We start from the raw sequence: 13,462 nt of genomic DNA on the forward strand, positions 1-13,462 counted from the left end.
TCAGCGTCGGCATCTGCGTCGGCATCCGCATCGGCGTCAGCATCCGCATCGGCATCAGCATCCGCGTCAGCATCGGCATCAGCATCGGCGTCGGCGTCAGCATCGGCATCAGCATCCGCATCGGCGTCGGCGTCAGCATCAGCGTCTGCGTCAGCGTCGGCATCTGCGTCGGCATCAGCATCAGCATCCGCATCGGCGTCAGCGTCGGCATCTGCGTCGGCGTCGGCATCCGCGTCAGCATCAGCGTCAGCATCCGCATCGGCGTCAGCATCCGCATCGGCGTCGGCATCCGCGTCGGCATCCGCATCTCCTTCATCATCATCTGGAATAATTGCTGCTGTTGGCGCACTTGCTACACCATTTTCATCATAAGCAATCAATTGGATCTGTTCTAAAGGAACAACATCTTCTGCCGAGACTGGAATAGCAAAATTACCATTTTCATCTGCTTGACCTTCTGCAATCATATTTCCTTCGTCATCATAAATACGAACTGTGGCATTTGGATCTGCCATCCCAGTCACCTCATAACCATCAGTAGAATTACCTGTAACTTCTACGTTATAAGGAGCAGTGACTTCTTCAGCTGCATAAAACACTGGAGAATAGCCATCAACATTCGAAGCAATAGAGATCGATAGAATGTCTGATTTAAGAATGGTACCGATAAATCCTGCTTCATAAGGAACAGTCATGTCGACACCTGCATTTGTTAAGTCTGCATAAGTAGGATCTTGGATTGTTGTCGGTATAGTAACAGTCGTTTCACCCAAAATACTTGCATCAGCAAGATTACCAAGGAAAGAAGAACCGACATTCACCAATGCTAAAGCGGTATTAAACGTAAGATTGAACGCTGGTTTGACTGTAACTGCTAAAGCAGTATTGATCGTTCCGGCCGCTACATCTCCAAGCAGCCCTCCGGTTGAAGTTGCTTCGATTGCTTGAACTGCATTATTGATTCCGTTCAATATATTACTTAAATTTTCTCGTATCACGGTTTCCAATGCACCGTCTAGCTCTCCGTAGATGTATTCATCCCCTTGCATTTGAAGCTGCAATTCTACTTCAGCAGAAGTCAGTGTACTTAGATTATTCAATAAAGCAAGTTGTTCATAAACTTCCGAAAGGTTCACTGTAGCTAAAGGATTCAAATTAATCAAACCTTCTACTGCTCCTACCAAAGTAGTCACCGCTCCATCTACAATATTTAATAGAGGTGCTAAACTATTTCCTGGAAGCAAGATATCTGTGTAGAAAGTACCAGTTCCATTCGGAGTGACCAATCCTTGCATTTCTTCTGGAATAGCTAAGACAGCACGACGCGTTCCATTAATCACGCTAACATCAAGACCACTATTCGCTGATATAACAAAATCAACATTCCGAGTTGCCCCCTGAAGAGGAAATGGTGCATCAGCTGTAGTCTCACTGGTATTTTCCGTACTTAGATTGTTAAACAGTTGCCCACTGATTACATCTGCATGTACTTGTTGGGAACCAATAGTAAATAATGGCGTAGCCATTGAGATTGGTGTGATCCCTAACATCACACCAGCTGCAATGGATGTACCGGCAAGCAAGATTTTTTTCGATCTACTTTTTGCCCGTGCCTTCTGGTTCATACTTTTTTTATAATCCTTTTTCATTTTGTCCTCCTGTCACCCTTCTATCGTTCATCCCCAAATTTTTGATCGTTATAAAAAAGAAAAGATTACAACACCCCTTAGCTAACATTTTTTAATCAAAAAGATATCTTTTTGTGCAGATTTTGTTTTCAACTTAAGTCAGAGGAAGTTTAACAACTTCTCAATGATAAATCTATTATTAAGTTTTAATCTTTTTTTAAATAACCATCCAGTTTTCACGAAAATAAAGTACAAAATAATCGATTTTCTATTTTTAGTATAAAATTATGCTTTTTTTATGAGATGAATTATAATGAAATTAAGCATAAAAGAATAAAAAATATTTTTATCTTTTTTGAAGTAAATTTATTCACAAATAAATAAAATAACACTAAAATTAATCTTTTGTTTATCAAACTAAAGGTATAGCTTTTCATATAACAAACTTTTTTTATTATAAATTGTTTTTTCTGCATACATTTTTTGATAAAAATAACATTGTTTTTTAATATCAAGATAACTTAAGTACTAACTATTGATTGGAGGAACTAAAATTCATGGATTTTTATTCATTATTGGAAAAGACCACACGTTTACAGATTACTATTCTTGATACCATCTATCATTCCAATAAAATTTGGTCTATCGAACAATTAGCTGAATTCACTGCTTGTGACAAACGTTCTGTACAAAATTATTGTGAACAAGTACGTACCCTCTCCATTAGCGATCAGTTCAGAAAGGAAGGGCGTAATTATTTATTTTTAGGTACCAATTCGGATTTTCAAGAATTGATTCTGTCCATTTTGAAGCGCTCGCCTATTTTTCATCTATTGAAAAATTTATGCCTTGACTCGAAAGTAACGATTGCGGAATTCTCTGAGGATAATAACATCAGTGAATCCATCCTTCGGCGGCACATTACTCGCATCAATCAGATACTAAAAAAATATCAACTGCAGATCAAAACAAAAAAAGGCGAGATGTATTTCAAAGGAAGTGAGATGCAAATTCGTTATTTGATTTATTTGATACTATGGCCATCCTATCGCAGTGTTGAATGGCCTTTTGCTTCAATAGAGTTCCATCAATTATTTTCAGAAGTGGAAGATTCTTTTGCTATCGTTCATCAAAAACCAAATAAGATAAAAATGATCGAATGGTCCTTTATACTAGCTGTTACTTATCTTCGTTCTCAACAGGGACACGTTATCCCCACAAAAGAATTGCCTGATTTTTCACTTGACCTTTGGAATGGCTTTGAAAAAATGGCTGAAGACTTAACAACGAATTATAAACGTATGCGTTTCAATCTGACAGATAGCATGTTCTTGTTTCTTTGGATGCAATCTCGGGCTGCTTTTTATTTGAAAGAGGACTATCTGCAAACTGCTTTACGTATCCATACAAAAATTGCGACCCCTGTAAAACAACTGCAGACTAGTTTTTATTCTTATATTTACTCCAATCGATTCAAGTCTGCCCAAATCCATTCAAAAAAGTCGCTGTTGAACAGTACACTGCTCGCAAATGGGATGCATGGATTGCTATTTCCTCAATTTTCGATCGTCAAACATGAAATTACCTCTTTTATCGAGATGAGTTATCCGGCATTCCACCGAGAAATCAATCGATTAACGGAACAATTAAAAAACGAATCTGAGGAACTTGATTGGTTGCATTCTTGGAATTTAGCAGAAGCGTTCATGTTGATCATTTCTCCTACTTACTTTAATAAAGAAATCAAAATCAAATTTGAGAGTGACCTTCCGATTGGTTTGGAGTTAGCATATATGGAAATTCTTCAAGAACAGCTGAGTATGTATTTAAATGTTGTGTTTACTAATGACCTTTTATTCAAGCCGGAATTGATCATCCGAACAACTGATACTTCTTTAAAAACCGTTACTTATGAAGAAGATGTACCTTGCTTGACAATTAGTTATGAAATGTCTAGTGAACAAATCTATTTACTTAGTCAAGAAATCAAAAAACTTCTTGAATAGACAAAAAGACACGACTCCCTAAGAAGTCGTGTCTTTATCCAACAAATTATTATAATTTAGTCACTTCAGCAGCTTGAGGACCGCGCGCACCTTCAACAATCGTAAATTCTACTTCTTGGCCTTCTTCTAGGCTCTTGAAGCCGTCTCCTTGAATTGCTGAGAAATGAACAAATACGTCATCTCCGCCATCTACTGTAATAAACCCAAATCCTTTTTCATTGTTGAACCATTTAACTGTTCCGTGTTCCATAAATGTATAGCCTCCAAAAAAGTTCTTGCAAGTAACCTTGCAAGAACATTATACCCAATTTAGAAAACGCTCGCAAGCTTTCGCTCGTTTATTTTCCAAATTATTTTTAAGACTGATATGATGGAGAAAATAGTTATTTTGCTGCTTCGAAACGTTTGTTTACTTCGTCCCAATTAATAACATTCCAGAATGCTGCAATGTAGTCTGGACGTACATTTTTATATTTCAAATAGTAAGCATGTTCCCAAACATCTAAACCTAGAATTGGTGTCTTACCTTCCATCAATGGAGAATCTTGATTTGCAGTAGAGGTAATAGCTAATTTCCCATTTTCCAGTACAAGCCAAGCCCAACCAGAACCAAAACGTCCAGCTGCTGCTTTTTTGAATTCTTCTTTAAAAGAAGAAAAATCACCAAAAGCTTCGTTAATTGCTTCTTTTATTGCCCCAGTAGGTTCGCCACCCGCATTCGGTGCCATGATTTCCCAGAAAAATGAATGGTTAGCATGTCCACCACCATTGTTGCGTACAGCTGTTTTGATATCTGTTGGAACAGCATCCATATCAGATAATAATTCTTCTACTGTTTTTTCGCCTAATTCTGGATATTTTTCGATTGCTGCATTTAAATTCGTTACGTAAGTATTGTGATGCTTGTCATGATGCAGGTGCATCGTTTCTTCATCAATGTAAGGTTCCAATGCGTCATATGCATAAGGTAAATCTGGTAATGTGTAAGTCATAAAAAAATTCCTCCTCAATGTTTTCTTTATAATGTCTACATTACAAAGAGTAACAAAGAGAAGGAAATTCTTCAATAGTTATGCCTAGTCGTCTTTTTCTCCTTGGCCTACTTCTTCTTCAAAAACCTCAGTTTCTTTGAAAATGAACAACTTGCTGAAAATGTAATTAGCTAGGATAACAATAATTTGAGTGATAATTTTTGCCACATATTCATTGCTGTTCATGACGTTGATTAATAACACCATTGCTCCCATGTCCAACCCGTAAGAAAGGATGCGGTAAAAGAAGAACTTACCACATTCAATAAGTGCATGTGTAAAATTCGGTGATTTTGAATGGAATACCCAAAGTTTGTTCGTCACAAAAGCAAACAATACAGAACAAAACCATGAAATAGAATTGGACAGAGCCATACTTAAATCAAAATATTGGCGTGCGAGGGCAAAACTAACAAAGTTCACAATCGTAGCCAAACCACCAAAAAAGAGATAAACCAGTATCTCCCAATATCCCTTTGCTTCTAAATATCCTTTTATTTGTCGATACTGCTTCATGAGCCAACCTACCTTATTAGAAATTCTTATTTATCATACTCTATTTTTCAGTAACTTTCATCTTTATTTAAAAAAATTAATTTTTTTTGGTCTTTTACATGTGTCTCTGCTTGGATCGTTACATGTGTAATCCCATACTTTAATTTTAACAAAGAAGTTATACGCGGATATGCCTTTTCAATCTCGCTTAGCAACTGATCTTCAAAATCAATATGTCCGTCGAAAATAATAATCTTTTCGCTATACTGCCAAATATGGACATGATGAACATCTTTTACCCCTTCGATTGCTTTGATTTCTTGCTCCATTTTTTCATAGTCGATTGTAGGTGCACTTTGTATCAAAATAGCCGCAGCTTTTTTAATCACTATTATCGCTTCTAACAATATATATATCGAAATGACCAATGTAATAACTGGATCAATCCAATAGATACCGAAAAATCGAATCAAAACTGCTCCGATAATCACACTTATCGAAGACAGTGTGTCGCTTAACAAATGCAGATAACTAGATTTTATATTCAAACTTTCGTCTGCTTCTTGTCTCAACAATAACGTCGAAAACAAATTCGCGAGCAATCCGATAACTGCTACTATCAGCATCAAATGACTATTTATCTTTTCAGGGGAATTGAACCGTTTGAATGCTTCAGCAGCTAAAAACAAGGATAATATGATCAGTATGAATGAGTTGATGAACGCACTCAATATTTCTAAACGTTGGTAGCCATACGTATGCTTTTCATTTGCTTCTTTTTGGGCCATTTTTTGTGCTCCATAAGAAAAAATGATTGCTAATGTATCACTAAGGTTATGAAAAGCATCTGAAACAAGAGACAAACTTCCCGACGCAATCCCTCCAATAAATTCTGATAAAGTGATCACCGCATTCAGCACCACTACCCCAAATAGCTTTTTTGATGATTTCTGTGGCTGTGTATGCACGATTCGTTCCTCCATTTTATTTGTATTGGTTAATCTTAAATCAAGAATAACATTTTTTTGATATTTCACCAATCATTCAGATGTTTCCTTAAAGCACTTGTATTTCACTTGATACTTCGCTAGAATTGCAAGTGATGACACTACTAGATGAGGAGTACTTATGACAACAAAACAATTAATTATCAGTTCCTTTATACGATTCAAAGACCTTAAGGAGGCGAGAAACGTTCCATTTTGGAAAGCTATTGTCTATCTTCTGGTTTTGAGTGTAATTATGGCTCTGCCAATCTCTTTTCAAGTTTTTCAAGTCTTAAATAACATTCAATTGGACGGACAAAAGATTGCTACCCGCATTCCTGATTTTACAATCCAAAGCGGACAGCTTCAAACAAAAGAAAAAGAAGGTTTCATTTATCAAACAAACTCCATTATCTTTACATTTGATCCAGAGGGAAAACGTACAGAACAAGACATCTCTACTGATTTGATGGGAAATTTCGTTAGTGTCGGGATGTTAAAAGACAAACTTGTCATTGCTCTTCCCAATACAGGCACTACCTCTGCTTTATTGAACAATAATCAGTTAGAACTTCCCTACACCAATGAATCTTTAAAAAATTTAACAGGTAAGCAGCTCCGATCCTTCTTAAGTGAAGCATCTATACCGATGTGGGTAAAAGCCCTGACCTTTCTATTTTCGATTTATCCTAGTTTCTTGAATCTGCTGATCACTTTACTATTTGCCAATATCGCTGCTTTTCTCTATGCACGCTTTCGACTAACAAAAGCTACTTTCCTTGATTGCTTGAAGACATTGATCTATTCAATCTCGTTGCCGACTATCATTGCAACACTCTTGATGATCTTTCTCCCTTCTTTTGACACTAGTGCATTTATTGCTTTTGCAGGTATCTTTATTTTTGCTCAAGCTGTCAAAGGATGGTCAAAAATATCGATCAGTTAGAAATACAGACAACTTATTATTTCAACTTCAATAAACTCTTTTAGAGGTTGTGGCAGAAGCTACTTCTGGAACACCGTTTATTCGGAAAAAGAGTTGTGACACATCTTTTGTCACAACTCTTTTTTATTTATACAATATTAATTTCTAAAAAAGCATGGCACTTCAAAGTTCTTCTTATATGCGCTACACTTAAAGTAAAGAAAGGCGGGTAATTAACTATGTCAGAAAGAATCATTTACGCAGATCGTCCATTTCGTGACGAATTTATTGAAGAAATCCATACTATAGCGCCTGGTTATGTCTTCAAGACAGAATTACAACCAGAGGATCTACCAAATGTAGAGATCAGTTTGGGTTGGAACTCAAACTATCAAGAAAAACTATTAGCCTCTTCTAATTTGAAATGGGTACAGTCTATCTCAGCGGGAGTTGATCAACTCCCCCTTGAAGCATTTTCAAAAAAACATATCTTACTTTCAAATGGAAGTGGTATCCACAGTGAATCGATCTCCGAGCACGTATTAGGAATCATTCTAGGTTATTCTCGCGGTCTTTTCCAAGCACAAAGGGCACAGAGTGAAATGAAATGGTTAGGTTCCTCAATCCATTACCAACCTATCCAAGGGAAAAAAATATTGATCATTGGAACTGGCCATATTGGAAAAATGATTGCAAAGAAAGTCAAAGCATTGGATATGATATGCTATGGAATCAATACATCCGGTCATCCAGCAGAAGGAATGGAAAAAACTTTTTCTTTAAAGCAACTTCAGGAAGTCCTTCCAGAAGTAGATTTCGTCGTCAATATCTTACCTCTAACGGAGGAAACAACTGGACTCTTTGATCAACACCTATTTGAACACTTTGATTCAAAAGCTGTATTTATCAATGTCGGTCGTGGCGCTTCTGTTAAAACGCAAGATTTGATACAAGCATTAAACAAGCAACAACTTTCCTTTGCGGCATTAGACGTTTTTGAGGAGGAGCCTCTCCCACAAGATCACCCTCTTTGGAAAATGGACAATGTACTGATCACGTCCCATATTGCAGGTTTGACACCTGATTTTCAAAAGAAATTAATGTCTATTTTTTTAACTAATCTAAAAAGCTACCTTGCTACTCATGACCTTCAAACCAATCAAGTCAAATTGTCTGCAGGATATTGATAGCTGAATCAGCCTATTTTAAACAAGAGGGTGTGACAAGTTGTCACACCCTCTTGTTTCTATTGTTTTTTAAAGTGATAGGTTGGTTCTTCTAGTTTTGGATCATAATCAACAAGTAAATCATACCCTTTGAAGAACCATTCATCTGCATCCTCAATAAAAAACAGTGTTCCATCTATTTCCACTTTCTTGACAGGATGTTCAGGCTGTTCCACTGACATCCCAATCGAAAAACCATCATGAACTTCTGTTTTGCCGTAGACTTTTCCAAAAAAACGTATTCCGTAAGTTTCTGGCAGATCGATTTCTGATTCAAACCATTTTTGTGCTTTTGGCGTTACTGTTAATTCCATCCTAACAACCTGCTTTCTATTGATTCATCTTATCGTCTAAAATATCCACATCGCCTGTCTCACCAATCACTAGCAGATTATCGTTTTCACGAACATATTCATCTGCTGCAGGTGAAGCAATCACCGTTTGATCTACTCTGCGAATTGCAACTACTGTTAAGTCAAAACGTTGTCTGAAATTTAATTCAGATAATGTTTTATTGAAAAATTTAGGATTGGATACTCGGATTTCTGCTAAAGAATATTTATCTGACAACTCTAGGTAATCTAAAATATTCTTTGATACTAAATTATGTGCAATCCTTATTCCCATGTCTCGCTCAGGATGGACGACGCGATCAGCTCCGATCTTTTCAAGTACTCTGGCATGATACTCATTTTGGGCTTTTGCTAAAATATTTGGTACGCCCATTTCCTTTACCATCAGAGTAACTAAGATACTGGCTTGAATATCTTCCCCAATAGCGACAATTACATGATCGAAATTTCTTATGCCTAATGATCGAAGTGTCATTTCGTCCTGTGCATTTGCCACAACAGCATGAGTGGCTATATTCATATATTCATTGACCCGGTCTTCATTACTATCAATAGCCAGTACTTCTTGACCAGCTTCGATCAGTGTTCGGCAGATACTTCCGCCAAATCGTCCAAGACCTACAATTGCAAAATTTTGTTTCACCGTTTTCCTCCTTTAGTATCTTCTTTTCTCAGTATAACAAAGCCTTTACAAAAACAAAAGCAAGCATTCTTTTGCGGAAAAAGAGGTTGTAAAAGAGACGTTCAACATTGGGCGACGACAAAATCGCGCCTTATTACCGATAGCAGTCTCTTGAATACTGTTTATTCGGAAAAAGGGACTGCGACACGACTTTTGTCACAGTCCCAAACTTTCCCCACTATCTTTCTTGTATAGTTTGTTTCACTATAAATTTTCGCCAGTCACACTCTCTACAATTCCTTTGGCGATCATATCGATATTATTTCGGATATTTGCTACATCATTTGTATTCGTTATGAAGCCTAACTCAGCTAAACGGTAAGGTATCCCTCTTGATTGTAATACATTCATGTTTAGTAAGTCAGCTCGCAGATTGATCCCTCCTGTGTTTTGTACCGATCCCCAAAGACCTACATAATTTCGTATGACATTGGCGATTGCATAATTTTGTGCAGTCAATGAGTTCCCATTACGATGAGCGATTACATGACCGCCAGTGCTAACCCCAATGACGCCACTGTCTAAATGAAATTCTGATACAGAAGAAAATGAACTGCTAATCGTATATGCACCTTGCATACGTTGAGAATCCTGATACATATCTGCAGCTGTATTATAAAAAGTGATCCGATTCCTCGTTAAGCGAGCAGCCCATCTTTGTAAATGAGGCATCAATTCTCCTCTAGTAAAATCACGCTCATTGACACCATTATAAGAAGCTCCAGGATCATTGACTCCATGTCCCATCACAAATAGATGATTAATAGATGTCTGATAAGGATTCGTCGTTGGTCCAGGGGCCGCTGCACCTTTTTTGACAATTATGATCTGGATTGCTTCCATTGGTAAATTCAATCTAGATGTTCCAGCATATTGATCATTTTTTGCCCAATCTAACCAGCCAAGACGTGCTGAATGGACTCGGTAATAAATGTCATAGAAACGATTTAATTGTCCAGTCAAACGTATTCGAACTGCCTCTGTATGAAGAGCTCTTCCAGTTGTTCCCGAAATCTCGTTATTTCTACTATAATTTTGCCAACCTATATTTTGTACATGACTTGTATACTCCACTGCACCAGGAAGTGGCGTGTTTGCTACATTGATTCTTAAAGCTTCTATCCTAGCACTTTGCCCTGTCAGCCCCGCATTGTTTCCATTACTTTGAACAGATTGCCAGCCAATATTTCGTAAATGTGCTTGGTAGTTTATGGTTGGTACCGTTAGTTTATTTTTTTCATAATAAGGAATAGAGGTAGTTGGTCCATTCTGCCCCTTTACTACTAACTGAACTTGGATTGCTTCCATTTGAAATGAAAAACCAGAGCTACCAGCTTCACTTCCATTCTTTGTCCAGCCTAACCATCCGAATTCCGCTGAGTGTACTCTGTAATATACATCAAAAAATTTATTTAAATCATCTGTTAACCGTATTTTTACTGCTTCAATTCTTTTGTTTTGACCATTAGTACCAGAGATATCATTATTTTCTTGCTCTTTTTGCCAACCAACGTCTTGAATGTGGCTACTGTATTTAACTGTACCAGAAAATTCAGAATCGGTTACATTCATACGAATAGCTTCTAACCTAAGTTTTTCTCCTACAGTTCCAGCTGTTAACCCATTTGATTGTGGATTCTGCCACCCTATATTTTGGATGTATGTTTGATAATTGATATTTGGAGGAATTAAAGAATTTCTTTGGTAGTAAGCTGTGCTTTCCAAAGGCCCTTTCTTCCCCTTTTCTACTAACTGAATTTGTATGGCTTCCATGCGATAACTAAAACCTGAAGTTCCTGCATCTTTTCCGTTCTTTGCCCACCCTAGCCATCCAAACTCTGCTGAATGTACTCTATAGTAAATATCATAATATTGACTTAACTGACCTGTTAAACGAATACGTATGGCTTCCATACGAAGTGAATTACCCGTTGTACCAGAGTTACCACCATTTCTAACATATGATTGCCATCCTTGTTCTTGAATATGACTGCTATATTCAATGTCACCATTTAATGAACTGTTGTTCACTTGAATTCTGATAGCTTCTATCCTTTTTTTCTGTCCAGTTGTTCCAGCAACTTCTCCATTAGCAGTTGGTGTTTGCCAACCAATATCTTGTACATGTGTTTGATAGGTGATCGTAGGCGTCGCAGCTAACGCACTTCGTCTATAAATTGGTGAACGATCTGTGGTTTCGTCAGAAGTTTGTGCTGTTTCTTTTGTCTGAGATTCATTTTTTTCAGCTTTTACAATGATCGTGAATTCACCGAGGACTTTTTCAGCGTTCTTCAACTCTACCTTGGCTTCCCCAGCTTCTTTTGCTGTTACTTTACCGTTCTCATCTACTTCTACTACTGATGGGTTAGAAGATTCCCATAACGGATCCGATATAATACTTCCATCGGGGACATTCGTGTACGCAAGTTGTTTTGTTTCTCCTTTCTTCAATACTATAGATGATGAATCAGGTACGATAGAATCAGCCTCTTTTTGTTCTGGTTCCATATATTCGATCATCACTTTTACTGTCAATGTTTTTTCTGCTGCCTCTTCTAATACTGCGTCGTCTGAAAAATCTACTTCATAAATATAGCTTAATGGAGTCTGTTCGCTTGAATAAAAGTGACTTCCATCATACTGCCATTTTTCTGTTTCTAAAATCGTTTGTTCTTTCTCTGGTTTCAGCGTGTCATCATTTATTTCCCATTTATTATCCATTTTATTTGCAATACTTGTAACCGTTTGATTTTCTCCCTTAAAATACGTTAATTCGCTATTTTGGGAAAGATCAATTTTTGAAAGTTGGTTAGATGAAACATCTAAATACGCTAATTTCTTTAACTCGTGTACATCTAACTCTTTCAGCTCATTGTTTTGTACTTCGATCTTCGTTAAATGTTTAAAGAAATTGACTCCCTCTAGTGTCTGTATCTGTAACCCTTCCAAGTTTAACTGTGTTACTTCCAATAATTCATTTGATAAGTAACCATCTTTATCTGTATCAATCATTTCCAACAACCAATTTCGAAAATGATCATCAGGAAAATTGCTTTTATTGATTTCTATTTTTTCTGTTATTTCATTATTTTCTGAATATTCTCCAGAATCTTCTTCCTTGGCTGAGTCCTGTGGCAAGGAGTCGTCTGTACTTTCATGGGTTGTCGACTCACTCATTGGTTGTGTGGAAGTCTCTGTTGTATGTTCCGTTTTTATCTCATCAGAAATGCTGCTTTGAGTAACAGCATAAGCATTTGGCGCAATTGATCCTGTCAATAACAACAGGCTTAAGAATAGTCCTATCCACTTTTTCTTCATAATTTTCTCCCTCGTTCTTTCGCTTTTCGGATAAAGTTTTCTCCTATTACTATTAAACTATAAAAAAAGAAAAATGAACAGTTGGTGAACAGAAAAAGAGATTAAAAACAGGATGAATCCTTTATTTTATGTAAAAAAAGAGGGTAGATTAGCTAAATCTTTCCCTCAAAAAATCATTATTTCACCAAACCATGTTTGAATGCATAGATAGCGGCTTGTGTACGGTCTTCCACTTCTAGCTTAGCCAATATATTGGAAACATGTGTTTTTACTGTTTTCAGTGTAATAAACAATTCGTCCGCTATTTCCTGATTACTTTTCCCTTCAGAAATCAGCATTAAAATTTCATTTTCCCGATTCGTTAGTTCTTCATGTAATACAGGCTCATTTCGCCGACTCATTTTTTCCATCATTTTTGTTGTCACTTCTGGTTCTAGTACTCGCTCGCCGCGTTGCGTTGCCCTTATAGCATCAGCAATTTCATGTGCGGTAGAAGTCTTCAACAAATACCCTGCTGCGCCTGCTTCAATGGCAGGATAAACTTTTTCGTCATCAATAAAACTGGTTACGATAATGATTTTAGCTTCTGGCCAATCTTTTAAGATTGCTTTTGTTGATTCGATACCATCCATTTCTTCCATGACTAAGTCCATTAAAATGACGTCCGGTCGAAGTGTCATCGCCTTCTCATAGCCTTGTCGTCCATTTTCAGCTTCTCCAATTACTTCAATGTCTTCTTGGATAGATAAATAAGAAGAGACGCCTAAGCGCACCATTTCATGGTCATCTACTAATAAAACTTTTATCATCCT

The 13,462-nt window shown here is 37.1% G+C and carries 12 protein-coding genes; 3 read left to right on the forward strand and 9 right to left on the reverse strand.

Translation table 11 applies throughout. The features are described 5' to 3' along the window. Positions 1–1,649, reverse strand: a 1,649-nt coding sequence (locus A5816_RS07650) for an adhesive domain-containing protein (RefSeq protein ID WP_086311047.1), incomplete at its 3' end; no start/stop codon positions are given. Positions 1,650–2,185: 536 nt separating this feature from the next. Here A5816_RS07650 and A5816_RS07655 point away from each other — a divergent pair. Then, positions 2,186–3,634, forward strand: a complete 1,449-nt coding sequence (locus tag A5816_RS07655; RefSeq protein ID WP_086311048.1) for a helix-turn-helix domain-containing protein — start codon at positions 2,186–2,188, stop codon at positions 3,632–3,634. A 49-nt stretch (positions 3,635–3,683) separates the two neighbouring features. On the opposite strand, the gene A5816_RS07660 is transcribed toward A5816_RS07655, so the two are convergent. The 4 genes from A5816_RS07660 to A5816_RS07675 all read right to left on the reverse strand — a co-directional run bounded on the left by A5816_RS07660 (position 3,684) and on the right by A5816_RS07675 (position 6,143). Then, positions 3,684–3,884: a cold-shock protein gene (locus tag A5816_RS07660; RefSeq protein WP_002292860.1), complete on the reverse strand. Its 201-nt coding sequence runs from the start codon at positions 3,882–3,884 to the stop codon at positions 3,684–3,686. 133 nt (positions 3,885–4,017) lie between these two features. After that, the gene (locus tag A5816_RS07665) at positions 4,018–4,626 is read right to left on the reverse strand and encodes a superoxide dismutase (RefSeq protein WP_010733414.1); all 609 of its coding nucleotides are present in this window, start codon (positions 4,624–4,626) and stop codon (positions 4,018–4,020) included. 84 nt (positions 4,627–4,710) lie between these two features. Next, entirely contained in the window at positions 4,711–5,181 is a 471-nt protein-coding gene (locus A5816_RS07670; protein WP_002310319.1) for a GtrA family protein, read from the reverse strand. 47 nt (positions 5,182–5,228) lie between these two features. Further along, a complete protein-coding gene (locus tag A5816_RS07675) occupies positions 5,229–6,143 on the reverse strand; it encodes a cation diffusion facilitator family transporter (protein WP_086311177.1) in 915 nt (304 codons plus the stop codon). Positions 6,144–6,288: 145 nt separating this feature from the next. Here A5816_RS07675 and A5816_RS07680 point away from each other — a divergent pair, with 145 nt between their 5' ends. Both A5816_RS07680 and A5816_RS07685 read left to right on the forward strand, forming a co-directional pair. After that, a complete protein-coding gene (locus tag A5816_RS07680; protein ID WP_086311049.1) occupies positions 6,289–7,092 on the forward strand; it encodes a DUF1189 domain-containing protein in 804 nt (267 codons plus the stop codon). 218 nt (positions 7,093–7,310) lie between these two features. Then, positions 7,311–8,258 carry a phosphoglycerate dehydrogenase gene (locus A5816_RS07685; protein WP_086311050.1) on the forward strand — a complete coding sequence of 316 codons (948 nt, stop codon included), beginning with the start codon at positions 7,311–7,313 and terminating at the stop codon, positions 8,256–8,258. 59 nt (positions 8,259–8,317) lie between these two features. On the opposite strand, the gene A5816_RS07690 is transcribed toward A5816_RS07685, so the two are convergent. From A5816_RS07690 to A5816_RS07705, 4 genes are all read right to left on the reverse strand, one after another. After that, positions 8,318–8,611 carry a HesB/YadR/YfhF family protein gene (locus A5816_RS07690; protein WP_002292868.1) on the reverse strand — a complete coding sequence of 98 codons (294 nt, stop codon included), beginning with the start codon at positions 8,609–8,611 and terminating at the stop codon, positions 8,318–8,320. A gap of 16 nt (positions 8,612–8,627) precedes the next feature. Beyond that, the gene (locus A5816_RS07695) at positions 8,628–9,293 is read right to left on the reverse strand and encodes a TrkA family potassium uptake protein (protein ID WP_002292869.1); all 666 of its coding nucleotides are present in this window, start codon (positions 9,291–9,293) and stop codon (positions 8,628–8,630) included. Positions 9,294–9,536: 243 nt separating this feature from the next. Next, positions 9,537–12,650, reverse strand: a complete 3,114-nt coding sequence (locus tag A5816_RS07700) for an N-acetylmuramoyl-L-alanine amidase (protein ID WP_086311051.1) — start codon at positions 12,648–12,650, stop codon at positions 9,537–9,539. Positions 12,651–12,826: 176 nt separating this feature from the next. Next, positions 12,827–13,459, reverse strand: a complete 633-nt coding sequence (locus A5816_RS07705; protein WP_002289153.1) for a response regulator transcription factor — start codon at positions 13,457–13,459, stop codon at positions 12,827–12,829. Between the last annotated feature and the right edge of the window lie 3 nt (positions 13,460–13,462).

The sequence above is a fragment of the Enterococcus sp. 3G1_DIV0629 genome (assembly GCF_002141285.1).
Classification (GTDB): Bacteria; Bacillota; Bacilli; order Lactobacillales; family Enterococcaceae; genus Enterococcus_B; species Enterococcus_B lactis.

Bases quoted from the DNA above. Each gene is read 5' to 3' on its own strand.
- A5816_RS07660 (WP_002292860.1), bottom strand. From the start codon at position 3,884: ATGGAACACGGAACAGTTAAATGGTTCAACAATGAAAAAGGATTTGGG.
- A5816_RS07680 (WP_086311049.1), top strand. From the start codon at position 6,289: ATGACAACAAAACAATTAATTATCAGTTCCTTTATACGATTCAAAGAC.
- A5816_RS07690 (WP_002292868.1), bottom strand. From the start codon at position 8,611: ATGGAATTAACAGTAACGCCAAAAGCACAAAAATGGTTTGAATCAGAA.
- A5816_RS07655 (WP_086311048.1), top strand. From the start codon at position 2,186: ATGGATTTTTATTCATTATTGGAAAAGACCACACGTTTACAGATTACT.
- A5816_RS07675 (WP_086311177.1), bottom strand. From the start codon at position 6,143: ATGGAGGAACGAATCGTGCATACACAGCCACAGAAATCATCAAAAAAG.
- A5816_RS07700 (WP_086311051.1), bottom strand. From the start codon at position 12,650: ATGAAGAAAAAGTGGATAGGACTATTCTTAAGCCTGTTGTTATTGACA.
- A5816_RS07705 (WP_002289153.1), bottom strand. From the start codon at position 13,459: ATGATAAAAGTTTTATTAGTAGATGACCATGAAATGGTGCGCTTAGGC.
- A5816_RS07685 (WP_086311050.1), top strand. From the start codon at position 7,311: ATGTCAGAAAGAATCATTTACGCAGATCGTCCATTTCGTGACGAATTT.
- A5816_RS07665 (WP_010733414.1), bottom strand. From the start codon at position 4,626: ATGACTTACACATTACCAGATTTACCTTATGCATATGACGCATTGGAA.
- A5816_RS07670 (WP_002310319.1), bottom strand. From the start codon at position 5,181: ATGAAGCAGTATCGACAAATAAAAGGATATTTAGAAGCAAAGGGATAT.